A 21,934-nucleotide genomic window follows, 5' to 3' on the forward strand; every position below is an offset into this window, starting at 1 on the left:
TTCATTCTCATATCAATCGTACCAAAGAAATGGCCTGGCTTCAACGCGGCAATAAGTTATAGTGATATAGGTGTTGTTTATCCCCTGGGGGAGGGGGGATATAAGTAAAAATTAATGACAGGGTTGGGTCCTGTCATCAGGCGGCTACCGGCCGCAGGCACACCAAGGCTCCTCAGCCAGGTAATCGCCGTCGGAATAATAATAAGCCCTGGCGCGGCAGCCGCCGCAGATATCGCCGTAGCCGCACCGGGCGCAGCCGCCTTTGAGGGGCTGGTGGCGCAGCTCGTGGAAGAGGGCGCTGTCCCGCCAGATGGCGTCGAAGGGCGCCTCGCGCACGTTGCCGGCTTTTAGCGGCAGATAGGGGCAAGGATGCACGTCGCCGTTAGGGAGGATAACGCAGTAGGAGGTGCCGGCAAGGCAGCCCTTGGTGAACCTCATCGGGATGCCCTTCTGCCTGGCGATGCGCATGAACTGCGGCGCGCAGGTGGGCTTCAATTCGATGGGCACCTCGGCCTGCTTGGCGAGGATCTTCTCCAGGAGGGCTTCGTACTGCTGTGTTTTGAGGGTGGTATCCTCGATATCCTTCCCCCGGCCGGTGGGCACGAGGAAAAAAATATGATGGGCCACCGCCCCCAGCTCCACCGCCAGGTCGGTTATCGCCGTCACCTCGTCCTCGTTCCAGTTCATGACAGTGGTATGGAGCTGAAACGGCAGGCCGGCTTCGCGGCAGGCGGCGATGCCTTTCATCGTCTCCTCCCACGCCCCTTCGTACCCGCGGAACCAGTCATGCTTCTCGCGGTCGCGGCTGTCGAGGCTTATGCCGGCGCAGGCCGCACCCGCTTCCTTGAGACCGGCGGCCGTTTCCGGGGTTATCAGGATGCCGTTGGTGCCGAGCACCGGCCTGAGGCCCAGTTTCCTGGCGTGGGCGATAAGCTCGCGGATGTCGGGCCGCATAAGCGGCTCGCCGCCGCTGAAAACCATGATCTTGAAACCGGCGCGGGCAATCTCGTCAAGCAGCTTCTTGCCCTCGGCCGTCGTCAGTTCGCCGGTTTCGGCGGCGCCGGCGTCGCGGTAGCAGTGCACGCAACTGAGGTTGCAGGCCCGGGTCGTATTCCAGGAAATTATCATCGCGGGCTTACTCCTTCCAGTCAGCCAAATAGCAGGCCGGGTCCTCACCCCACAGGTTGCCGGTGGCTGCCTCGGCCCGGATGCGGCAGCCGCCGCACAGGCTCTTATAACGGCACTCGCCGCAGCGGCCCTCGAGATGGTCGGCCTTGTCGCGAAGCTTGAGCAGGAACTCGTCGCGGTTTTTCCGCCATATCTCGCTGAACGGTTTTTCGCGGACATTGCCGAGGGTGACGTGGCCCCAAAACTGGCAGGCATGCACATCGCCGCGCGGGTCGACGTTGGCCATCTTCTCGCCGGCCGAGCAGCCGCCGTGCATGGCGAGCAGCTTTTTTATCTCCTCCACCCTTTCCGGCTGGGTGCGTTCGATATGCTGGAGAATATAGATGCCGTCGGCGTGATTGTCGGTGGTGAGGATCTCCACCTCCACCCCCCGGCGGTGAAAATCGAGCGTTTTCTCGATCAGCAGGTCGATCGTCTGCCGCTTTTCCTCGGCGGTGGTGTCGAGGTCGGCTATCCCTTTGCCGCGGCCGGCGTAAACGAGGTGGTACATACAAAAACGGGCGATCTTCTCCCGCTCCACCAGATCGAGAATCTCCGGCAATGTATGGCGGTTAAGCTTGTTGACGGTGAAGCGCACGCCGGTCTTGTTGCCGGCGGCCAGCGAATTCCTGATGCCCTGCAGCGTTTCGGCGAAACAGCCCTTGCGGCCGCGAAAATAATCGTGCACCTCTTCGTTGCCGTCAATGCTGATGCCGACGTACTGGAAGCCGGTCTCCTTGATCCGGCGGGCCGCCTCGGGAGTGATGAGAGTGCCGTTGGTCGAGATGACGGGGCGGATGCCCTTGGCCACGGCGTACGCGCCCAGTTCGAACAAGTCTTCGCGGATGAGCGGCTCGCCGCCGGAAAAGAGCAGCACCGGCACCTTCATGGCCGCCAGATCGTCGATGAAAACCTTTGCTTCGGCGGTGGTAAGCTCGCCCTTGTAAGCCCTGTCTTCGGCCTCGATATAGCAATGGCGGCAGCTGAGGTTGCAACGGTTGGTCATATTCCAGACAACGATGGGGGTGGCGTCGGACGAAAACTGCAGCATGTGGGGCGGCAAATCGCGGGAGCTGCGGCCGTATTTGACGATGTCGGAGATGGTGGCGGTGCCGCAGAGGAGTTTGGTGCATCCTATCATTCGGGTGTTTCCTCCGTGTTTTGCGGTAATATACTTCGGCTGGTGCTTTTCAGCAGGCATTCGATGCAGACTGGCTGATTGCCGACCGGCTGGTAAACCTGGCCGCAGCCCTCGCAGCGGGGCAGGTCTCGTCTGGCGACGTGGTACCGTTCCGGGCGCCCGGGAGCGGCCACCGTCAGCGCGCCCTGCGGGCAATGGGCGGCACAGAGGCCGCAATTCGTGCAGCGCCCCGGCTGGTGGTAAAAATTGAGAGCGGTGCCGTGGTCTTCGACGGTAAGGGCCTTGTTGGGGCAGATCCTTACGCACAGGCCGCAGGCCAGACAGGCTTCGCCGATGGTCACGGCGGCGTAAAAGGGCGACGGCGTTTCGCCGGCGAAGGCGCCGGCGTGACGGAAGAACCAGTCCTGACGCGGCAGGCGTTCGCCGCCGGCCGTCCCTGCGGCCACCACCTCGCGGACGGTGTCGACCGTCGCCCCAAGCAGAGCGGTGAAAAACGCCCGACGCGAGATGGGCCGTTCCTTAACCGCCTGGCGCGCGGCGGCCTCGCCCCGCAGGATGGCGGGCTTGCCGGCCTCCAGCAGCAGGCGGTTGACTTCGGCGAGGGTTGCCTCCAGATGGGCCGCCACCTCCGGCCGGCAGGCCGCGCAGGCGGTGTCGTCCACAGCGACCTCGCGTACGCCCCCCCGGCCGCTGCCGAACATCGCCAGCAGCAGCCGGCCGTCGACAAAGCCCAGGCACGGCCAGGGGCTGTCTTCCCGCCGTCGCCGGCAGGCAAACACCAGCGGCGCGGCTGGATCGTCCAACACTTTATCCAGCGGGGCGCGGGGAAAACTTTCCCCTGTAACGGCATCGGCAGGACAGGCTGCCAGACACAGCCCGCAATCGGTGCAGCGGGCGGCCTCTACAGAAAGGCCGTCGGTGAAGCACCCGTGCGGGCAGGCGGCGGCGCAGCGCCGACACTCGATGCGCTTATAGTTGTCATTAAGGCACAGTTGGCGGTCGACGGCGACCGGCATAGTATTCCTCCTCGCGAGGAAATAGATAAGAAAAGGCGGCTTCCGGTCACGAAAGCAGCCTCGGAATGTTGTCCGACCCTGCGGCAGGCCGTGCTTGCCGGGCTTTTATAACAGACGCCTGATCAGGACGTCTTGCCCTGATCCTTGGCCGGGGGGGCTTCCAAAGCGGTGGCTTTGTGGATTTCTTCCTTCATGCCGTTCGTTTCCTCTTTGAAGCCGCGGATGCTCTTGCCGATCGCCTTGCCGACCTCCGGCAGCTTCGAGGGTCCGAAGACGACGAGGACGATAACCAGCACCAGTATCAGTTCGGTCATGCCGATGTTGAACATAATGAGCCTCCTCTCCGGTATTCACCGTTGTGATAAACCCTTCCAGGCTTATCAGGATTGTACAGTTACATTATCGCAAACGGGACGAGTTTAGACAATGAATATTTTCTTATGCCGCGATAAAGGGCGCCGCACTCCGGCTCAGCTCTTTCAGCCTGGTGTCGCCCAGGAAGCGGATTATGCCCGCCTTCCGCACCGCTGCGGCCAATACGTCGCGCAGCTGCAGGAAAGTATTGGTCTGGTGCGCGGCCGCCTTGATCATTTCGTAGCCGTCGCCGCCGGCGGCAAGGAAATCATTCACAGCCACCCGATAGGTCTTATCGGCTTCCAGCGCCCGGCCGTCGGCCAGAGTCGCCGCCACCCGCTGGCCGGCGGGCGCCGCGGCGCGGTACTCTACCTCGAGTCCGGAGAACTGGAGCGCCCCGAACCTGGGATTGGCGATCCCGTACTCAAGGGCGGCCAACACCTGGGCGCCGGTCATTTCGGCCACTTCGAGACAGCCGTCGAAGGGCATCGCCGCGTACAGATCGCCGAGGGTTACGGGACCCGCCGCCAGCCCGGCGCGCAACCCGCCGCCATTGAAGAAGGCGATATCCGCCCCGGCGGCCTGCCGCAACGCATCTGTCGCCCACTGACCCAGCGGCGAAAGCCGGTAGCGGTCGTGAGGCAGGGCGGTTGCGGCTTCTCCGAGCACAATTCCTTTCACCGGCGCGACCTCGCTTTGCGTCGCGGCGACGATCGCCGCCACCCGCTTGTCGGGAGCTAAGCCGGGCGGAATATCCTTCACTTCAACCGCCGTCCCGAGCACTTCCCGGCCCGCAGCGCTATAGGCTATACGGACCGCGGCCACCGCCCTACCGTTGTAGCAGGCCTGTACGACCGGCACGCCGGCTACCTTGCCGGCCACCCTGAGATGAGAGTGGCCGCTGATAACGGCCGCCAAGTCGCCGCCCGCCGCCGCGGCCAGGTCGGCCGCCTCGCCGCCGGGCTGTTCGCCCGGATAACTGGCCAGGTGCCCGAGAGCGACGACGATGTCCGCGCCGCGCGCCTTCAGCTCAGGGACGAGCGCTTTCACCGTCGTTGCCGGGTCGGCAAAAAGATAGTTCTTCACGATTCGGGGATTGGTCGTCACCGCCGTGTCGGGGGTGGTAAAGCCGACGACGGCGATTTTGACTCCGGCCCGTTCCAGGATGACGTACGGTGGAACCAAACCGGCCCGCCGACCGGTGCTTCTGTCGACAATATTGGCGGACACCACCGGGAAGGCGGCCTGCGCCATGCGTTGCCTGAGCACGTCCAGTCCCCAGTCGAACTCGTGGTTGCCGATGGTCATCGCATCGAAACCAGCCGCGTTCATAAATTCCACCACCGTCTTGCCGAGCAGCAGGTTGGAATCCGGTGTTCCCTGGAACATGTCGCCGGCGCTGAGGATGAGCGTACCGGCCGGGTTCTTGTCCCGTTCCGCCTTCAGATAGGCGGCCAGTGCAGCCGCGCCGGGGTTTTTGCCGGCGGCGGAGAGGGCGCCGTGAAAATCGTTGACCGCCAGGATGTCGATCCGGACCACGCCCGGCCGGGACGCCGCGGCCGCGGCGGAGACCGGCAGCGCCAGGGTCAGGATAAGCAGGATAGCCGCCAAGCGACGTAAAGTGCGCATTAAGATAACCTCCCAAGTGTTCCCTTCGCCTTTCAGGCGGCGGGAAAGAAAACGGTAAAAGTACTGCCCCTTCCAAGCTCGCTAGCCACCTCGGCGCGGGCGCCGTGACGGGCGACGATCTCACGGGCGATCGCCAGCCCGAGGCCGGTGCCGGCCCCCGTCCGGCCATGGGACTTGTCCCCCTTGTAGAACCGCTCCCAGATGAACGGCAGATCTTCACGGGCGATGCCGCTGCCGGTATCGACCACCTGCAGCCGCACCTCGTCGCCTGCGCGCACGATGCTGGCCGTCACCCTCCCTCCGGGCGGAGTGAATTTCAGCGCGTTGTCAAGCAGGATGAGCAGCAACTGGGTGAGCCGGTCGCCATTGCCGTTTACCCCGGTCTCGCCGTCCGTTTCCAGCGTCAGGGCCACCCCGGCCTGCTCGGCCCGGGGCATAAGCAGCGATACGACACTGTCAGCGATAGCCGCCAGCGGGATCTTCTCCATCGCCAAGACGGCGCCCTCGGCCTGCAGGCGGCTGAGATCGAGCAACTCGTTGATCAGCCCCTCCAGCCGAACCGTCTCGTCCCGCATCACGTGGTGGTACTTCTCGGCTTCCTGCGGCTCTTGGACAGTGCCGTCCAGCAGGGCCTCAGTATAGCCGCGGATGACGGTCAACGGCGTCCTGAGCTCGTGAGAGATATTGGCGACGAAATCACGGCGCAGCTTCTCCATCCTGGCCGTGCCGGCCACGAATCGGCCAAGCTCCTGGGCCAGCGCATTGAGCGACCGGCCAAGCTCCCCGACCTCGTCGCCGTCGTCCGCCTTTACCCGGATGGCATAATCGCCGCGGGCCATCGTAGCCGCCGCCTCCTGCATGTCGCGGAGCGGGCGGGTGATGCCGCTGGCCAGCCGGCGGACAAGGAAAAACGTCAGCAGCAGCGCGGCCAACCCTAGGCCGCCGATGTAAAGGTAGATGCGCCGGAGAAACTCGTCGACGCCGCGGACCGGGGAATTGAGGACGACCGCGCCGTTCACCGTCCCGTCCGCCTTAAAAAGCGGCACGCCTACGATCAGCATATTCTCCCCGTATATAGGGTGATAAAAATTCCTCGTCAGTACCTGGCCGCCGAATACCGGCTCCAGACGATCGGCCAGCGTCCGGGCCAACACATTGCCCTGGCCCATGCCATGACCACCCTGGCCCATGTGGCCGCGGCCCATGCCGAGGCCGCCCTGTCCCAGGCCCATACCGCGGCCCATGCCGCTGGCAGGCGGCGTGGAAATGGCGACAACCCGCCGCGAAGCGTCGATCACCCACACGCGGGCGTCCAGGAAGGCGTCGACGCTGTCGATCAGCTTAACGAACTGGGCCTGGTCGATGCGGCCCTCGTTATAGCTCTCTACCAGGCGACCGAACTCGAGGCCCTTGTCGACCAGCTCCTTCTCCTTGCTGGCGAGAAAATACTCGCGCAGCAGGAGGGAAATGCCGGCCGATACGCAGGCCAGCACCAGCACCACCACCATTATGTAACTGTACAGCAGCCTGCGCTGGAGCGAGTTTCTCACACTTTCACCTCAAACTTGTAGCCGACTCCCCACACCGTCTTGACATCCCAGGGAGTGCTGTCCTGGGCGCCGATCTTCTGGCGGATACGCTTGATATGGGTGTCGACGGTGCGGGTATCCCCGCAATAAGTATAGCCCCACACAGACTCCAATAGCTGCTCGCGGGAAAAAACGCGCCCCGGGTGGGCGGCCAGATGCCACAGCAACTCCATCTCCTTCGCGGTCAGAGGTTCGGTGCGGCCATAGACGGTTACGGTGTATTCGCCGCGGTTGATCTCCAGGTGGGGGAACCGCAGAATATCGCCCGCAGCCGCCTCCGGCCCGGGCGAACGGCGCAGCACGGCCTTCACTCTCGCCACCACCTCGCGGGGATTGAAGGGCTTGCCGATATAATCGTCGGCCCCCGTCTCGAGGCCGAGTATCCGGTCGTCGTCGGCGGCGCTGGCGGTGAGCATAATAATCGGCACGCGGGAGAACTTGCGGATCTGGCGGCAGGCTTCCAGGCCGTCGAGCACCGGCATCATGATATCGAGAATAACCAGGCTGGGCGACAGCTGCTGCACCTTGACGATCGTCTCCGCGCCGTCGGCCGCTTCGGCCACCGCGAAACCTTCCTTGTCAAAGTACAGCTTCAGCAGCTCCCTTATCTGGGCATCGTCGTCGGCTACGAGGACCAGCGGTCCCGACATCGGCACACCTTCTTTCTAAGCTCTGGACTTTTTAGCCAGCCGAAAATAAAAAGGCGGGGGTACCCCGCCTTTCCTGCCTGTCAAGTGTTACACGGCTCCGTCGATGGCCGCCGCGATATCGCGGCGGGGACGGAACCCGACGATGCGGTTGACCTCCGCGCCGTTTTTAAAAACTACCATGGTCGGGATGCCCATAACCTTGAATTGGCCGGCCAGTTCTGGCTGCTCATCGACGTTGACCTTGGCCACGACCGCTTTCCCGTCGTAGTCGGCGGCAACGGCCTCCAACTCAGGCGCCACCATCTTGCACGGGCCGCACCACGGAGCCCAGAAATCGACCAGCACCGGCTGGGCGGACTTCAACACCTTTTCGGCAAAATCGGCTTGATTGGCAATATTAACTATTGACATTGCAGATTCTCCTTCCTGTGCGATGTTTCCTGCTATCCGCCCCCCCTCGGGGGGGTTCGATTTCATTGTAAAATATTTCCCCGCCAAAGTCAAGGCGCGCATGCCTGCCTAATCGCCGGGCAGACGGCCGCCCCGCATCCGGGCCGCGAAATACGCGGCCAGCGCCACAATAACGAGGCCGGCGGCGGCGACGGAGGGCGAAACCAGGCCCGGCGGCAGGTACCGGTACAGGCCGGCGAGCCCGAACACGATAAAGATCAGCGCCGCGCCCCACTTCACCAGGCGCTCGGGTATCCGCCGCCCCAGGACGACCCCGACGCCGATACCGATACCGTCGGCGGCCATCATCCCCGCCGTCGTCCCCAGCCAAACCGGAACGACCGTCTGGTACTGGGCGGCCAGCGCCATAGTGGCAAGCTGGGTCTTATCGCCCATCTCAGCAAAGAAAAAAGCGATCGCCACCGTCCAGAAGGGACTGCGACGGACGGCGTCGGCCTCGCCGGCCAGCTCGTCGCCGCGCAGCGTCCAAAGACCGAATACGATAAAGGAAACGGCAGCCGCGACCTGGATATACTGCAGCGGCACGACCCTCGTCAAATAATTGCCCGCCTCGACCGCCAGCAAGTGGTTGACGACCGTGGCGGCGAAAACGCCCGCCAGCACCGTCGTCCAAGGATAACGGGAGGCGAAGGCCATCGCGAGCAGTTGGGTCTTATCGCCCATCTCGGCCAGCAGAACGAGGAACAGCGAGGCGAAAAACGCAGTCACACCATCCCCCCTTTATTAAACTGCTGTTAGTATGGCCGATAAATGACCTTCCGAACCGGCTCAGATGGCTTATGAACCTTTTTCCGTAAACTCACATACCATAAACTGAACCACCACTATTAAGGGGGATTGACATGAAGAAAAACCGGGCCAAGAAAATCGGCCCCCAACATCACGATCACCACGGCGAAGGCTGCTCAGCCAGCCCCTGCCTGCCGATGCTAAGGGACGCCGCCATCGCCGAGCGGGAAGCAATCCTTTTCTACCTGGAGGCGGCCGCCATGGTCTGCGGCGACCTGCGGCAGCTTTTTCTGAACACGGCTGAAGACGAAATGGAACATTTCGTCATGACCATGCGCCACATCTCGGCCCTCGACGAAGTTCAGGCCGAAGCGCTTGAGGAGGTCGACCTCGACGTCCTGCTCATGAAGCGGGGCATGACGCCGAAGTGGGCGGAGGGCTGGCACCCCGCGTGCGCCTGCCCGCTGGAGGAACAAGCGGTGACGCCGCCCATGCCGCCGGCGCCGGAAAACGACCTCACCCCCGTATGCCTGCTGACCAAAGCACTCACCAGCGAGCTTGAGGCAATAAACATGTATCAGAAGTATATGGAACAATCGCCGGATGCTGATTGCTGTCGTCACTTCTGTCATCTGATGAACGACGAGAAAGAGCATGTGGCCTCTTTTACCGCCGCTCTATACGACCTTACGGGCGAGCCGCCGGCCGAAAAGACCGCCGATTAGTTATGTCAACTTTACAACCGACCGGCAGTTTGCTAACATTTTAGATAACAAATCATGCCAGGAGGAGATGCATTTGAACCTCACGGAAGCGATCGCAAACCGCCGGTCGGTGCGGAGCTACACGGCCCAAAAGGTAGACAAGGACGCCATCGACAAACTGCTCCACGCCGCGGTGCAGGCGCCAAGCGCCTCCAACACCCAGCCCTGGAGCTTCGTCGTCATCCAGGACGCCGCGTTGCTCAAGGAGTACTCCGACCGCTCCAAAAGCCTGCTCCTCAGCATGATCGACCTTGAAAATTCGCCCCACAAAAAATACCGCGACATGCTGTCCAATCCAGCCTTCAACATCTTCTACACCGCCGGTACGCTCATAGCCATCTATGCCAAGCCGATGGGGCGCCACAGCTACGGCGACTGCTGCCTGTCCGCCCAAAACCTTATGCTCGCCGCCCACGGGCTCGGCCTCGGCACCTGCTGGATCGGTTTCGCCGGGACGCTGCTAGATACGCCGGCGATGAAAGAGGAACTCCGCGTTCCGGTCGAATACAGCCTTGTCGCCCCGATCATCGTCGGCTACCCGCAAGGCCGGATACCGCAGTTGACGCACGACAATCCGGAGATTCTTTTTTGGAAAGAATAAACGAAGCGGCCGCAAACGCGGCCGCTTTTCATCGTCGTTAAGAGTGAAAACCGTTACAGGCGCACAAATTTGATATTACTGATGCTTGTGTTCACGGTTCCCCGATATACCGCGAAGTACTCTTCCAGGCTTAGTCCCCGCGGCAGGCCGGACCCGTCGGAAAAATCGGCCCACAGGTCGGCCCAGAAAGCGGCGGTCGGCCGGAAGAGGTACGTCCGTTCAACAAGGTGCAGGTCATGCGCGAAGCGCAATCCGGTACGGGCGGCAAGCAGCCGCGTAATCTCGTTGCCAGGCATATCGCCGGGCTCGTCGCCGATATCGTAGTTCACATGCTTTTTCAGTGAAGCGTAAGGCCGGTGGCCGTTGTCGAGCTTCAGGTCCCAGGCCCGCTCCACCAGAGCCGCGTCGCTGAGACGCTGGATATCGGAATGACGGCCGACCACGAACACCTCTTCGTTGTCGAGCACGATCATGGCGGCCGCCAACAAGTCGGCTTTGATCATTTTTATACCACCTTTGTATTTGAAATAACGGAATACTATCTTTCGTTATTGTCCCGCAAAGTCCTTTTCATAAAAAACAAAACCCGCAGCTTTGTGCTGCGGGTTTTTTCCAGGGTCGGTGAGCAGTCAATAAGCCGAGTTCTGTCCCGCTTGCGCGGCGATGATCATTTATCTCGGCCGGCAGTTGCCTGCCGGCTCTAGCGACGCTACCCGGAAGGATCGGCGGGCTACCTCATCTCTTCCCTATTCGGTCTTGCTCCGGGTGGGGTTTACCTAGCCAACCAGTCGCCTGGCTGCTGGTGCGCTCTTACCGCACCGTTCCATCCTTACCCGGCGCGATGCCGGGCGGTCTACATTTCTGCGGCACTATCCCTGAGGTCGCCCTCGCTGGCCGTTAACCAGCACCCTGCCCTATGGAGCTCGGACTTTCCTCGAAAGCCCTGCGGCCTTCGCGATCATCTTTCGTACTCACTGGACCCTGTTCAGTTGTCTGGATTAATAATATACCACGAACATCGGCTGCCGTCAAGGCGGTGCGGCGCGGTATTTTATGCCATGGCGGCGCGCAGGGCGGCCACCTTGGCCACAATGTCGTCCGCGCCGACGATGTCGGACACGATGGCGATCATCCCCGGGCCCCGGCGGCTCACCTCGGCGATATTGCTCTGCTTGATGCCGCCGATGGCTACGTACGGGAGGTTGACGTTCGCGGCCGCGTACTCCAGCAGGGCGAGCCCCACCGGAGCTGAGGCGTCCTTTTTCGTGTCAGTCGCGTACACCGGGCCGACGCCGATGTAGTCGATCACCCCGGCCAGCTTGTCGGCCTCCCTGGCCTGCTCCGGCGAATGAGTCGAAAGGCCGATGGCCATATCGGAGCCTACAAGCTCCCGCACCTTTACGGGCGGCAGATCGTCCTGGCCTACATGGACACCGTCCGCCCCGACCGCCATCGCCAGATCGACATGGTCGTTGACGATAAAGGTCGCTCCCGTATCCGCCGTCAGGCCGCGGATGGCCAGGCACTCCTCGTACATTACGCGGGCCGGTTTGGCCTTCTCGCGGTACTGAATCACCCTGACGCCGGCGGCCAACAGCAGCCGCACGACCTCTACGCTGCTTCGTCCGCGGGAAAGCGCGTCATCCGTGATACCGTAAATCCCGCCGGCGACAAAATTAGCCATCCCTCTACGCTGACTCATACATTCCCTCTCCCCCGGCGCCCCATAGACGCCTGTAAACACGAATATTTTACCGCGTAACGAGAAAACCGTCAAACCTGACAAACAGTCGCCGCAGATGGACTATATAAACGGTTGCCCCCTTACTCGACCAACAGTATGCGGCCGCAGTTGTCGCAATAGAGCAACTCCCCCTGCCCCCTCGCCGCCTGCCTGGTGGGGATGCTCCGTCGGCAGCCGCCGCACACGCCGCCGGCCAGCCTGGCCACCGGCTGAGGCAGCTTGCGGGCGAGCTCCCGGAACAGGCGAAGCAGGGCGGGATCGACTTTGTCGGCCAGCGACCGGCAGCGCTCCTCCAGGTCGGCCAGCTCGGCCTCACCGCGGGCCGCCTCCTGGGCGACGAGCTGCTGCCGCTCGGCGTGGAGGCGCTTCCTGGCCTGCAGCCCGGCCTCGTCGCCGGCGATCTTGGCGGCCAGCCGCTCGCTTTCCTCGATAGCGGCGACCGCGTCGTTCTCGCGACGCCCGATATCGCGACGGAGAGCCTCGCACCGTGTCCTGATCTGCTCGATCTCCTTGATGTTGGTTATCTCACCCCGGTAAAGCTTCCCCTCCAGCTCCTCGCAATGCCGGGTAAGAGCGGTCAACTCGGCCTCGCCGACGGCGCACGCCTTCTCCAGGCCGGCCAGCTTCTCCCGGTCGGCGGCCACCCCCTGCGACAGCAGCCTGATCTCCTGCCATAGCAGGCGCACCTCGTCGGCGCTAATCTTCTCCTTGCGGCCGGCCGCCTGCCGTTTCTGCCGCTCCAACTCCTGCAGTTCGCTAAGCATGCATAACTGATCTTTCATCGCCAAACCCTCCTCCTGCTGCTTACAATAGAAAAAGACAGGCCTTGTTCGCCTGTCTCACCAAACGCGGAATACATCGCGGGAAACGTCCTCGGTCCTGATGACAATATCCCAGCCGCTATGCGCGGCGCAAGCCTCGAGATAACCGGCGACCGCCCCGACAACCGGGCGCTCGGTCGCGAAATGGCCGGCGTCGACCAGCGTCAGGCCGGCCGCCGCCGCATCCAGCGCCTCGTGATACTTGACGTCCCCGGTAACCAGGACGTCCGCCCCGGCCCCTATAGCCGCCGCCAGGAAGCCGGCGCCGCTGCCGCCGCATACCGCCACCTTCGACACCTGGCGGTCGGTCGGGCCTGCGACCCTGACCTCCGTCGGCCCCAGCGCGTCTTTCAGCCTGCGGACGAAGTCGGCGAACGGTTCGGGTGTCGCCAGGCGGCCCACCCGTCCCAGGCCGTAGGGTCGACCGGGATTGTTCAGCGCATAAAGGTCGTAGGCCACTTCCTCATAAGGATGGGCCGCGAGCATCGCCGCGACGGCCTTGGCGGCGACTCCCTCGGGCATTACGGTTTCCAGCCGGTGCTCGGCGACGTACTCCAGTTTACCCTGCTTGCCGAGGAACGGCTTCGCGCCGTCCAGAGGCAGAAAGGTGCCCGTGCCGATCGTCTGGAAGGTGCAGTGGCTATAATTGCCGATATGGCCGGCGCCGGCGGCGGTAATGGCCGCGCGCACCCGCTCCGTGTACTCCTCCGGCACGAACACCGCCAGCTTCAGCAGCCGCTCCCGGCCCTCGACCGCCAGCGGCCGCAAATCGCCCAGGCCGAGCAGGCCGGCCAGCGCGTCGTTCACGCCGCCGTCGGCCGCGTCGAGATTGGTGTGGGCGGCGTACACGGCAACGCCGGCCGCCAGCAGCGTGGCCAGCGTCCTGCCCAGGGGCGTATCGGTGCGAACAGCGGACAGACTCTTGAAAATCAGCGGATGGTGGGCGACAATCAGGTCGACGCCCCCGGCCGCCGCCCGCTCCGCTACCTCCGGCGTCACATCCAGAGCCACCAGCAGCGAGGCGACCTCCTGCTCGGGGCTGCCGACCAGCAGACCGACGTTGTCCCAGCCGGCCGCCAGCTCGCGCGGCGCCAGCCGTTCCACCGCCGCCATTATTTCCCGGCACTTCACAGGCATGCGAGTTTATCCTCCAACTGGGCAATCTTCGCCAGATATTCCCGGTACTTGGGGGAAGAGACCGCCTGGGGGCTGGCGGCCATTTCCGCCGCCACCCGCCTGGCCTGCGCCAGCAGCGCCTCCAGGTGGTCCCTGAGCAGCGGGTGCCGCCTATCCCACAGCAGCGGCCCGATATCGTACAGGATGTCCTCGTATTCCTCCGCCGCGCCGGGCGCGGCGGCAATGACCTCATATAGCCGCCCGTCCTCCTCGACCAGGGCCTCGGCCACGGCACGCCAGCCGGAGGCGGCCAGCCAGCGGCGAACGGCGCCCCCGCCCAGCATAGGCTGGAGCACGAGGCACGACAGCGACGCCGTCACCTCCGGGCAGGCGGAGAGAATCTCGATGATCGTCGGTCCGCCCATGCCGGCGATAACGGCCGTGTCGACCTCGCCGGGAGCCAGTACCGCCAGCCCGTCGCCGAAACGAAGCTCAATCCGGTCGGTGAGACCGACCCTGGCCAGCGCCTCGCCGGCCGCCCGGAACGGTCCCTGGTGAACCTCACCGGCCACCGCCCAAGGAACGATGCCTTCACTGACCAGATACACCGGCAGATAGGCATGGTCGGTGCCGATATCCGCCAGTCGGCCGCCAGGCGGCACCAGGGCCGCTATCGTCGCCAGGCGTTTGCCCAGTTTCACGCCCATCCCTCCCTGAAAGCATTTGAAGTCCAACCGCAAAAGTTTAGCGGCTTGTTGCTATTATTTCTCCCCGGTGGGGAAAAATTCCTGCGGGGTCAGCCCTGCAAGGGAAAGCGTTGGATGGGGGTGTAGACCCGCCGGCGGTCGACTTCCTCGCTGAGCATGAGGGCGAATTCGCGCACCGTGAACGGCTCCCGGTCGACCCGGTAGGCGCTCCAGGGCGGAGCGCCCGGCAACGGCACGACATCCTGAGCGAGCGTGATATGCGGCCGCCAGGCCCGCTGCTCGGGCGGAAACCCGCACCCCGCCATCTCCCGCTCCACCCTCCCCTGCAGAGCCTGCAGCGCCGCCGTATCGCCGCCTGCGTCGACCCACACCGTCCGGATCGGCACGCCGCCGCCGAACTGGCCCAGGCGGCCGAGGGCGACGTTGAAAGGTCCTACGGACGATGCGGCCGCGGCCAGCGCCGGCCCGAACAGCGGCACGTCGGCGGCCGGCACCTCGCCGAGAAATTTCAGCGTGATGTGGAAATTCTCGCGCCGCTTGAACCGCCCCCGCCGACAGTTGCCGCGCAGTTCGGCCTGAACAGCCTCCAAAGCGACGACGATTTCTTCCGGAAACTCGATACCGACGAACAGGCGCATGGACACCCTCCAAGCAATAATTATTTAGATATTTGACACGCCGCGAGATTTTCCCTATTATTCCCGGAAAATGATAAAAGCGCGGCGAATATGCCGTGCTTTTCTTCTTTGTGGTGACCCGTAGGGGATTCGAACCCCTGATACCGCCGTGAAAGGGCGGTGTCTTAACCACTTGACCAACGGGCCGGATTTATGAGATTGGTGGGCCCACCTGGGATCGAACCAGGGACCGGCCGGTTATGAGCCGGCTGCTCTACCGCTGAGCTATAGGCCCCGAAAGATATATAAAACAGGTTTTCCGAAGAAGACCTGTCTTACTAACAAAGTGGCTCCTCGAGTAGGACTCGAACCTACAACCACCCGGTTAACAGCCGGGTGCTCTACCATTGAGCTATCGAGGAGTGTGCACCGACAAAATATATTATAAGACAGGCCTTCGCCGGCGTCAAGGTCTTAAAGACAAACTCTTTTAGTAATTATTGGGGCGGCCCCTTAGGCCGCCCCACCCAAAGCCTTTATCCTACTCCAGGAAATCCTTCAGCTTCTTGCTGCGGCTCGGATGACGCAGCTTGCGGAGCGCCTTGGCCTCGATCTGGCGGATGCGCTCGCGGGTGACGCCGAAATGCTGCCCCACTTCCTCAAGCGTTCGCGCCCGCCCGTCGTCCAGCCCGAAACGCAGCCTCAGCACCTTTTCCTCCCTGGGGGTCAGCGTCTCCAGCACCTCCTCAAGCTGCTCCTTGAGCAGCATGAAGGAAGCAGCCTCGGCCGGCGCCGGCGCGTCCTGATCCTCGATGAAATCGCCGAGGTGCGAATCTTCCTCCTCGCCGATGGGCGTCTCAAGCGACACCGGTTCCTGGGCGATCTTCATGATCTCCCGCACCCGCTCGACGCTGACATCCATTTCCTTTGCGATCTCCTCCGGGCTCGGCTCGCGCCCCAGCTCCTGCAGGAGCTGGCGGGACACGCGGATCAGCTTGTTGATCGTCTCCACCATATGCACCGGGATGCGGATGGTGCGGGCCTGGTCGGCGATGGCCCGGGTGATGGCCTGGCGAATCCACCAGGTCGCGTAGGTGCTGAATTTGAAACCTTTGTTGTAGTCGAACTTCTCGACAGCCTTGATAAGGCCCAGGTTGCCTTCCTGGATAAGATCCAGAAACAGCATCCCCCTGCCGACATACCGTTTGGCGATGCTGACCACCAGGCGCAGGTTGGCTTCCGCCAGGCGGCGTTTGGCCTCCTCGTCGCCCAGGCCCATGCGCTTGGCAAGGTCGATTTCCTCGTCCGCCGACAGCAGCGGCACCCGGCCGATCTCCTTGAGGTACATCCGGACCGGATCGTCGATGCTGACCCCTTCCGGGATGGTGAGGTCGATATCGACCTCCTCCGGCGTTTCGGAAATATCGGCGTCATCCAGGGCTTCAACATCGGGAACCTCGTCAACTATCTCGATCCCTTTGTTGGAAAAGACCTCATACATATCGTCGATTTCGTCGGGAGTGAGGTCCTCGTTCTGGAGAGTGTCCATAATTTCGGCGTAAGTCAACATGCCGCCGCGCTTCTTGCCCTTGTGCAGCAGTTCGTTGACATGTTCTGCTTGTATGCTCTTCTTCTCGCTCATTCTACTCCCCTCCTCCCTAGGCGTTCCCCGGATAAGGCAAATCGTTTGTCATGCTTGGTGCAATTTGCTAATTTCATCTTTTATTCGCTGACTTTCGGCTAATTCCTGCCGATAGTTGCTTTCGTCCCCCAAACGTAGAAATTCCTCGGCCCGAAGGCTATGAACCATGATCAGGGGCTCCAGGCGGGCAACCCTGATGATCCTGATGCAATCGTCAACAACGCGGGAAATGTCGTTTAATTGTATCTCCATTACCATAATATTCGACAACTCGGTGGCTGCTGCCTCCGGCAGCCCAAGGGCCAAGCCGTCGGCGGCGGGACTTTTTCCCATATTATACGCAGTAAACAGCGAATTGATTATCGTTTTCCGCTCTCCGCCCTGAATATCTTCGCCCGTCAGCTCCGCCTGGACATAAGGGATAACGGAACGGTCCTCCAGCATCAGGCGGATAAGCTGCCGTTCGGCCGCGACCGTCTTCGGCGCAAGCTTCTGCGTCAGACTCAGCACATTACTATTCTGCCCGCGATTGGCAGCTTTATCCTTTTGCTGATTTTTGCGTATCTCCCGCCGGATATCCTCCTCGTGGATGCCGAGCGTCTGCGAAAGCATCCTGATATGCTCGTTGACCTCCGCGAGGTCGGGGGCCTCGGCCAGCGCCGGGATGGCCTGAGCAAGAACGCCCATCTTGCCCGAGGCGCTCGAGTAATCGTTAGTCTGCAGCGCCTGGCTAACCTGATAAGCAAGCAGCGCGGGCGCCTGATCCATTAGGGCGCGGAAGGCGTCGGCGCCGTGCCTTCTGATAAACTCGTCGGGGTCCTTGCCATCCGGCAAGGTTATGACCCGCACGGCAAGCCCCAGCGCCCGCACGGTCGCCAACGCCCGCAGCGTGGCGTTCTGGCCGGCCGCGTCGCTGTCGTAGGCGAAATAAATCTCTTCGACGTGACGCGCCAGTTGCCGGGCCTGCTCAGGGGTGAACGACGTACCGAGAGACGCGACGGCATTCTTGATGCCGCTGGCGTGGAGCGCGATCAGGTCCATGTACCCCTCGACGACGATCGCCTTGCCGGCCTGCTTAATGGCCTGGTACGCGAGATCGAAGCCGTACAATACATAGCGCTTGTTGAAGACTGGCGTCTCGGCCGTGTTAAGATACTTCGGCTGGCTGCCATCCATTACCCTGCCGCCGAAGCCGATTACCCGGCCCCGCGCGTCGGCGATCGGAAACATGATCCGGTCGCGAAAACGGTCGTAAACGCCGTCGCCCCCCGTCCGCGCCACCGCCAGGCCGGCTTTCGCCAGCGCATCGGCGGTAAAGCCGCGGCTGGTCAGGGCGGTCGTCAATTTATCCCACGCCTTGGGGGCGAACCCCAGCCGGAACGCGGCAACCGTCTCGTCGTCGACCCCGCGGGCCTTCAGATATTCCCTGGCCGCCTTACCGTAGCTCGTCTTAGTCAGGCAGGCGTGGAAAAAATCGCTCGCCGTGGCGTTGGCCTTTAAAAGGCCGGCCATTTCCCGTTCCGCCTGCCGTTCTTGTTCGGATTTCTCCTTCTCCGGCACGGGAACGTTCAACTTCGCCGCCAGCTTCTTAACCGCCTCCATGAAGGTCAGGTTTTCCAGCTTCATGAGGAAGTTAAAAACGTTGCCCCCTGACTGGCAGCCGAAACAGTAAAAAAAACCTTTGTCGGGCGTCACGGAAAAAGACGGCGTCTTTTCATGATGGAACGGGCAACAGCCCCAGTAGTTTTTCCCGCGTTTTTTCAGCGGGACGTATTCGGAAATAACACTGACTATATCGCTCTGGGAGCGCAGTCTGTCGATAAAATCGTCGAAAACGGCATCTTTCATATAACCTCACCCTAGCGCCCGTGAACGATCTGGTTGTTGCGGACTAGACTCACGCGGAGACTTATTCTTTTTTGCATTAATACTATTCAAGGCAAACAAGAAATATCCTCTTTTCCCCCTTGACAAAGACTAGATATTTTGCTAGACAAAAAAAGACCGGAGCCCCAAGCTCCGTTATACTGTCGCCTACTTTCGGCCGTCTTTTTTCTGCGGCGTCGCCATGATCACCGAATCGCTCATCAGCTGGCTGCCCGGCCAGGGAACGTGGCGGAAAATCTCGTCCTGGGAGCTCTCGTCGCGGCAGGTCTTATCGCTGAGCATCTTGCGATAGTGGATATACGCTCCCCGGCGACCGCATTCCGGGCAGAAGGTATTATCGGCCCGGTGGCGGTTGGCCTTCCAGGAAAACAGGTTGAAGTGCAGCCCGCAGTGCTGGCAGATGAACCCGTTGACAAAAACCCCTTCCCGCTGGCTTTCGCTTATCCCGGCGGGAGGATTTTTTAGCACGGTCGTCTGGTCGGCTTGGTCGCGCAGATCATCGGTTTTCATCGCTCTTCCTCCTTTTTGTATTTCGTGGTTTTCTTCGCCAGCCGCTCGCAGTCGGCCACCAGTCCCGGCAGCACATTGGCGATGAAGTAGCGGACGCTGACCAGGTTGCTTTCTTTCAGCTTCTTGAGAATGGCATGGTACTTCTCCTCGAACAGCCCGATGTTGTTAAGCTTGACCTCAAAAATGCACTCCATCAGCGCGTCGATATTATCGGCGGCCCGCAGTATCCGCCCTTCCAGGCTGTCATCCTTGCCGTCGAACAGCAGATTGCGGTACAGGGAGCGGTAAGGTTGCTCCATCTCGGCGAAAAAGGTCTCTTCCGCCAGCTCCTTCTCAATGACGGACAGGGCGGACGCTATCTCGGGGTTCTTATACTTCGTCGTACTAAGGATATCGCCGGTGATCGATTCGATGACATCGTGGTTGATAAGCTTGCGGAACAGCCGGCCCCAGTCCACCTTGCCGCCGTTCTCCTCCTCGATGAGCGCCAGCATCTGGCCGATCTGGGCCACGAGGAAAGAATGCTCGCTCACCGTCGTCCGCTGGTGCATGAATTCGGTCGCCCACCGGCCCATATTATTCAGTTTGCGCACATAAACGAGATAATTATGAAGCCCCATGTGCATCCCTCATTCCGCTTCCGGCGATAGCCCTTTCTTCTCCCGATATAAGACGACACATTCGCTTTACATATATTAACAATACCATTTTCGCCGCGCCGCTGCTATAATTTCAAGTAGAAAGGTGGGGCAAGAATGAAACAAAAAACACTGCTCGTCACCCTCCTGGCCCTTCTGTTGCTCACCGGCATCGCCTGCGCATCCCCGTCTAAGCCGGTCATCAAAGCCGACAAAACCTACTTCGACGTCAACACGGGCCTCTATGTCCTCAAAGGCAACGTCTACATAGAAGTTAAGGATAGGATCATCACCGCCGGCATGGCCAGGGTCAGCATCGCCTCACTGGAGGTCTGGGGCACTGGCGGAGTCACCGTCACCCAAGGCGACATCTACTTTTCCGGCCAGGACGTCTACGTATTCGGCCTGCAGGACAGGGCCAAAATCGACGGCGGCGTCACCTTCAAACGCACCGGCCTGTCCATAACCGCCGACCGGGTTGAGTTCAACTGGCGCAGCAAAATCGGCGTATTCAGCGGCAACGTCGGGGTAACTCAGAACGACGCCACCTGGACCGCCGACAGAGTCACCTACAATGTCGAAACCAACGCCATCGTCCAGCCGACCCTACCGTTAACAGCGGGGTCGGGCGGCTAAAACCGAAGCCATTTTAACCCCCGGCAGGCGCCGGGGGTTTTTCGTTGTCGCCTATGGCCCCTGGCTAAAACAGCATGACTCCCAGAATGTGGTCGGCGGGAATGCTGCCGATAAAACGACTGTCACTGGAATTGTTGCGGTTGTCGCCCATCACGAAGACGTGCCCGGGCGGCACCGTCACCTTGCCGGGCGACGAATAGCGCATTGGCTCCTTGACGTAGTTTTCGGTCAGCGCCTTGCCGTTGCGATAAACCTTGCCGCCCTTGAACTCAAGCACGTCGCCCGGCAGGCCGACCACTCGCTTCACCCAGATGTAGTGTCCGGACGGCGAACCGCCCCTGACGAGCGTCGCCACGTTGCTCACCGGCTCGGCAAGGTCGTCGGCGAACTTGCGGGGGCGGTCGACGCGACTGTCGATAACCACAATGTCGCCGTAGCCGGGCAGTCTGCCCAGAGTATGAACCACTTTTGACAGATAAATCCGCTGGCCCTCGTGGAAGGTAGGCTCCATGGAATGGCCAAGAACCTTGGTGGGCTGAAAGAAGAACACATTTATGACCAGGGCGATGGCGGCCGCGAGAACGATGCTTTGCAGCCATTCGCCGGCCTCGCGCATGAAGCTACTCATTCTGTCCTCCCTTGGGAGCGCCCTTCTGGACGATTTCCAGGATCTTGTTGGCCGTCTCCTCGATGGCCTTGTTGGATACGTCGATTATCGGGCATTGCAGCTTGCGCATCAGACTTTTGGCGTGTTCGAGTTCCTCGGTGATGCGGTCGATATTGGCGTAGCTCGCGTCCGAACCCAGCCCCATCGTCCGCAGGCGTTCGGCGCGGATCTCGTTGAGCTTGTAAGGGTTGATCACCAGCCCCACGATACGGTGGGGAGGCACCTGGTAAAGCTCCTGCGGCGGCGGCACTTCCGGCACCAGCGGCACATTGGCCACCTTGACCCGCTTGTGGGCCAGATACATGCTGAGCGGCGTCTTGGAGGTACGGGAAACGCCGATAAGAACGATGTCGGCCTTGGGTATGCCCCAGGGATTCTTGCCGTCATCGTACTTGACCGCGAACTCCACCGCCTCCACCCGACGGAAATACTCCTGATCGAGCTTGTGCATCAGGCCGGGCTTCAGTTTGGGCGCCAGCGAAGTAGCCTGCTGGACCGCCTGCATCATCGGCCCCATGATATCGATGGTGTGAACGCCGTATGTTTTCGCCAGTTCCACCACCGCCGCCCTCAGTTGGGGCGACACCAGCGTGTGGCAGACGACGCTCCCGGTGCCGGCCGCAGCCTCAAGCACTTCCTCGATCTGGCGCACGGAATTGATATAGGGCACGCGGACGATATCGAACCGGCTGAGGTCGAACTGGCTGGCGGTGGCGCGGGCCACCAGCTCGGCCGTCTCGCCTATGGAGTCGGAAAGGGCATAAATTATTTCCTGTTGCACCGGTCTCCCCCCTTTTTCAAAGCAGTCCGTTGATAAGCCCCGCGGTATTGCATCTGG

24 protein-coding genes, 3 tRNA genes and 1 other RNA gene are annotated in these 21,934 nt (G+C 61.7%); 3 read left to right on the forward strand and 25 right to left on the reverse strand.

Annotated features, from left to right (window positions below; translation table 11 throughout):
- Positions 1–144 precede the first annotated feature (144 nt).
- The 9 genes from nirJ2 to Q4T40_11725 form a co-directional block, all read right to left on the reverse strand.
- A complete protein-coding gene (gene nirJ2 / locus Q4T40_11685) occupies positions 145–1,128 on the reverse strand; it encodes a putative heme d1 biosynthesis radical SAM protein NirJ2 (GenBank protein ID MDT8901909.1) in 984 nt (327 codons plus the stop codon).
- Positions 1,129–1,135: 7 nt separating this feature from the next.
- On the reverse strand, positions 1,136–2,308 hold the full coding sequence (locus Q4T40_11690) for a radical SAM protein (protein ID MDT8901910.1): 1,173 nt from the start codon (positions 2,306–2,308) through the stop codon (positions 1,136–1,138).
- Entirely contained in the window at positions 2,305–3,324 is a 1,020-nt protein-coding gene (locus Q4T40_11695; GenBank protein ID MDT8901911.1) for a 4Fe-4S dicluster domain-containing protein, read from the reverse strand. Before Q4T40_11695 ends, Q4T40_11690 begins: the two co-directional genes overlap by 4 nt.
- A 122-nt stretch (positions 3,325–3,446) precedes the next feature.
- Entirely contained in the window at positions 3,447–3,653 is a 207-nt protein-coding gene (gene tatA / locus Q4T40_11700; protein MDT8901912.1) for a twin-arginine translocase TatA/TatE family subunit, read from the reverse strand.
- Between the two features lie 109 nt (positions 3,654–3,762).
- Positions 3,763–5,307, reverse strand: a complete 1,545-nt coding sequence (locus tag Q4T40_11705) for a 5'-nucleotidase C-terminal domain-containing protein (GenBank protein ID MDT8901913.1) — start codon at positions 5,305–5,307, stop codon at positions 3,763–3,765.
- Between the two features lie 32 nt (positions 5,308–5,339).
- Positions 5,340–6,857: an ATP-binding protein gene (locus Q4T40_11710; protein MDT8901914.1), complete on the reverse strand. Its 1,518-nt coding sequence runs from the start codon at positions 6,855–6,857 to the stop codon at positions 5,340–5,342.
- The gene (locus tag Q4T40_11715; protein ID MDT8901915.1) at positions 6,854–7,546 is read right to left on the reverse strand and encodes a response regulator transcription factor; all 693 of its coding nucleotides are present in this window, start codon (positions 7,544–7,546) and stop codon (positions 6,854–6,856) included. The genes Q4T40_11710 and Q4T40_11715 overlap by 4 nt, the downstream gene beginning before the upstream one ends.
- 87 nt (positions 7,547–7,633) lie before the next feature.
- On the reverse strand, positions 7,634–7,957 hold the full coding sequence (gene trxA / locus Q4T40_11720; protein ID MDT8901916.1) for a thioredoxin: 324 nt from the start codon (positions 7,955–7,957) through the stop codon (positions 7,634–7,636).
- Positions 7,958–8,065: 108 nt separating this feature from the next.
- A complete protein-coding gene (locus Q4T40_11725; protein MDT8901917.1) occupies positions 8,066–8,725 on the reverse strand; it encodes a TMEM165/GDT1 family protein in 660 nt (219 codons plus the stop codon).
- A gap of 134 nt (positions 8,726–8,859) precedes the next feature.
- Here Q4T40_11725 and Q4T40_11730 point away from each other — a divergent pair, with 134 nt between their 5' ends.
- Together Q4T40_11730 and Q4T40_11735 are read left to right on the forward strand one after the other, a co-directional pair.
- Entirely contained in the window at positions 8,860–9,471 is a 612-nt protein-coding gene (locus tag Q4T40_11730; GenBank protein ID MDT8901918.1) for a ferritin-like domain-containing protein, read from the forward strand.
- 73 nt (positions 9,472–9,544) lie between these two features.
- The gene (locus tag Q4T40_11735) at positions 9,545–10,111 is read left to right on the forward strand and encodes a nitroreductase (protein MDT8901919.1); all 567 of its coding nucleotides are present in this window, start codon (positions 9,545–9,547) and stop codon (positions 10,109–10,111) included.
- A gap of 53 nt (positions 10,112–10,164) precedes the next feature.
- Here the strand turns inward: Q4T40_11735 and Q4T40_11740 are convergent, their stop codons facing one another.
- The 14 genes from Q4T40_11740 to Q4T40_11805 all read right to left on the reverse strand — a co-directional run bounded on the left by Q4T40_11740 (position 10,165) and on the right by Q4T40_11805 (position 19,775).
- Positions 10,165–10,614, reverse strand: coding sequence for a hypothetical protein (locus Q4T40_11740; protein MDT8901920.1), 450 nt, complete (start codon positions 10,612–10,614; stop codon positions 10,165–10,167).
- 115 nt (positions 10,615–10,729) lie between these two features.
- An RNA gene (gene rnpB, locus Q4T40_11745) (RNase P RNA component class A) lies at positions 10,730–11,085 on the reverse strand.
- A gap of 77 nt (positions 11,086–11,162) precedes the next feature.
- Positions 11,163–11,813 carry a thiamine phosphate synthase gene (gene thiE / locus Q4T40_11750; protein ID MDT8901921.1) on the reverse strand — a complete coding sequence of 217 codons (651 nt, stop codon included), beginning with the start codon at positions 11,811–11,813 and terminating at the stop codon, positions 11,163–11,165.
- A gap of 122 nt (positions 11,814–11,935) precedes the next feature.
- Positions 11,936–12,637 carry a hypothetical protein gene (locus tag Q4T40_11755; protein ID MDT8901922.1) on the reverse strand — a complete coding sequence of 234 codons (702 nt, stop codon included), beginning with the start codon at positions 12,635–12,637 and terminating at the stop codon, positions 11,936–11,938.
- A gap of 57 nt (positions 12,638–12,694) precedes the next feature.
- A complete protein-coding gene (locus Q4T40_11760) occupies positions 12,695–13,813 on the reverse strand; it encodes a Nif3-like dinuclear metal center hexameric protein (GenBank protein MDT8901923.1) in 1,119 nt (372 codons plus the stop codon).
- Positions 13,804–14,493: a class I SAM-dependent methyltransferase gene (locus tag Q4T40_11765; GenBank protein ID MDT8901924.1), complete on the reverse strand. Its 690-nt coding sequence runs from the start codon at positions 14,491–14,493 to the stop codon at positions 13,804–13,806. The genes Q4T40_11760 and Q4T40_11765 overlap by 10 nt, the downstream gene beginning before the upstream one ends.
- Before the next feature lie 95 nt (positions 14,494–14,588).
- Positions 14,589–15,137, reverse strand: a complete 549-nt coding sequence (thpR, locus tag Q4T40_11770; GenBank protein ID MDT8901925.1) for an RNA 2',3'-cyclic phosphodiesterase — start codon at positions 15,135–15,137, stop codon at positions 14,589–14,591.
- Positions 15,138–15,248: 111 nt separating this feature from the next.
- Positions 15,249–15,323: transfer RNA gene (locus Q4T40_11775), tRNA-Glu, on the reverse strand.
- Between the two features lie 13 nt (positions 15,324–15,336).
- Positions 15,337–15,411: transfer RNA gene (locus Q4T40_11780), tRNA-Ile, on the reverse strand.
- 52 nt (positions 15,412–15,463) lie between these two features.
- Positions 15,464–15,538 (reverse strand) — tRNA-Asn (locus Q4T40_11785).
- 119 nt (positions 15,539–15,657) lie between these two features.
- Positions 15,658–16,758 carry an RNA polymerase sigma factor RpoD gene (gene rpoD / locus Q4T40_11790; GenBank protein MDT8901926.1) on the reverse strand — a complete coding sequence of 367 codons (1,101 nt, stop codon included), beginning with the start codon at positions 16,756–16,758 and terminating at the stop codon, positions 15,658–15,660.
- Between the two features lie 48 nt (positions 16,759–16,806).
- Positions 16,807–18,606 (reverse strand): DNA primase, encoded by a 1,800-nt coding sequence (dnaG, locus tag Q4T40_11795; GenBank protein MDT8901927.1) that lies wholly within the window; start codon positions 18,604–18,606, stop codon positions 16,807–16,809.
- Between the two features lie 186 nt (positions 18,607–18,792).
- Positions 18,793–19,155 carry a hypothetical protein gene (locus Q4T40_11800; protein MDT8901928.1) on the reverse strand — a complete coding sequence of 121 codons (363 nt, stop codon included), beginning with the start codon at positions 19,153–19,155 and terminating at the stop codon, positions 18,793–18,795.
- Positions 19,152–19,775, reverse strand: coding sequence for an HD domain-containing protein (locus tag Q4T40_11805; GenBank protein MDT8901929.1), 624 nt, complete (start codon positions 19,773–19,775; stop codon positions 19,152–19,154). Before Q4T40_11805 ends, Q4T40_11800 begins: the two co-directional genes overlap by 4 nt.
- Positions 19,776–19,910: 135 nt before the next feature.
- Between Q4T40_11805 and Q4T40_11810 the strand changes: the two genes are divergently transcribed.
- On the forward strand, positions 19,911–20,429 hold the full coding sequence (locus Q4T40_11810) for an LptA/OstA family protein (GenBank protein ID MDT8901930.1): 519 nt from the start codon (positions 19,911–19,913) through the stop codon (positions 20,427–20,429).
- Between the two features lie 64 nt (positions 20,430–20,493).
- Here Q4T40_11810 and lepB read toward each other — a convergent pair whose 3' ends face one another.
- Positions 20,494–21,057: a signal peptidase I gene (gene lepB, locus Q4T40_11815; protein ID MDT8901931.1), complete on the reverse strand. Its 564-nt coding sequence runs from the start codon at positions 21,055–21,057 to the stop codon at positions 20,494–20,496.
- A complete protein-coding gene (locus Q4T40_11820; GenBank protein ID MDT8901932.1) occupies positions 21,050–21,877 on the reverse strand; it encodes a pyruvate, water dikinase regulatory protein in 828 nt (275 codons plus the stop codon). Before Q4T40_11820 ends, lepB begins: the two co-directional genes overlap by 8 nt.
- Positions 21,878–21,934 lie beyond the last annotated feature (57 nt).

The sequence above is a fragment of the Selenomonadales bacterium 4137-cl genome (assembly GCA_032334055.1).
Classification (GTDB): Bacteria; Bacillota; Negativicutes; order Sporomusales; family UBA7701; genus Anaeroselena; species Anaeroselena agilis.

Bases quoted from the DNA above. Each gene is read 5' to 3' on its own strand.
- Q4T40_11695 (MDT8901911.1), bottom strand. From the start codon at position 3,324: ATGCCGGTCGCCGTCGACCGCCAACTGTGCCTTAATGACAACTATAAG.
- rpoD (MDT8901926.1), bottom strand. From the start codon at position 16,758: ATGAGCGAGAAGAAGAGCATACAAGCAGAACATGTCAACGAACTGCTG.
- thiE (MDT8901921.1), bottom strand. From the start codon at position 11,813: ATGAGTCAGCGTAGAGGGATGGCTAATTTTGTCGCCGGCGGGATTTAC.
- trxA (MDT8901916.1), bottom strand. From the start codon at position 7,957: ATGTCAATAGTTAATATTGCCAATCAAGCCGATTTTGCCGAAAAGGTG.
- Q4T40_11760 (MDT8901923.1), bottom strand. From the start codon at position 13,813: ATGCCTGTGAAGTGCCGGGAAATAATGGCGGCGGTGGAACGGCTGGCG.
- Q4T40_11740 (MDT8901920.1), bottom strand. From the start codon at position 10,614: ATGATCAAAGCCGACTTGTTGGCGGCCGCCATGATCGTGCTCGACAAC.
- lepB (MDT8901931.1), bottom strand. From the start codon at position 21,057: ATGAGTAGCTTCATGCGCGAGGCCGGCGAATGGCTGCAAAGCATCGTT.
- dnaG (MDT8901927.1), bottom strand. From the start codon at position 18,606: ATGAAAGATGCCGTTTTCGACGATTTTATCGACAGACTGCGCTCCCAG.
- Q4T40_11810 (MDT8901930.1), top strand. From the start codon at position 19,911: ATGAAACAAAAAACACTGCTCGTCACCCTCCTGGCCCTTCTGTTGCTC.
- tatA (MDT8901912.1), bottom strand. From the start codon at position 3,653: ATGTTCAACATCGGCATGACCGAACTGATACTGGTGCTGGTTATCGTC.
- Q4T40_11805 (MDT8901929.1), bottom strand. From the start codon at position 19,775: ATGGGGCTTCATAATTATCTCGTTTATGTGCGCAAACTGAATAATATG.
- Q4T40_11800 (MDT8901928.1), bottom strand. From the start codon at position 19,155: ATGAAAACCGATGATCTGCGCGACCAAGCCGACCAGACGACCGTGCTA.
- Q4T40_11730 (MDT8901918.1), top strand. From the start codon at position 8,860: ATGAAGAAAAACCGGGCCAAGAAAATCGGCCCCCAACATCACGATCAC.
- Q4T40_11705 (MDT8901913.1), bottom strand. From the start codon at position 5,307: ATGCGCACTTTACGTCGCTTGGCGGCTATCCTGCTTATCCTGACCCTG.
- Q4T40_11755 (MDT8901922.1), bottom strand. From the start codon at position 12,637: ATGAAAGATCAGTTATGCATGCTTAGCGAACTGCAGGAGTTGGAGCGG.
- nirJ2 (MDT8901909.1), bottom strand. From the start codon at position 1,128: ATGATAATTTCCTGGAATACGACCCGGGCCTGCAACCTCAGTTGCGTG.
- Q4T40_11715 (MDT8901915.1), bottom strand. From the start codon at position 7,546: ATGTCGGGACCGCTGGTCCTCGTAGCCGACGACGATGCCCAGATAAGG.
- Q4T40_11690 (MDT8901910.1), bottom strand. From the start codon at position 2,308: ATGATAGGATGCACCAAACTCCTCTGCGGCACCGCCACCATCTCCGAC.
- thpR (MDT8901925.1), bottom strand. From the start codon at position 15,137: ATGCGCCTGTTCGTCGGTATCGAGTTTCCGGAAGAAATCGTCGTCGCT.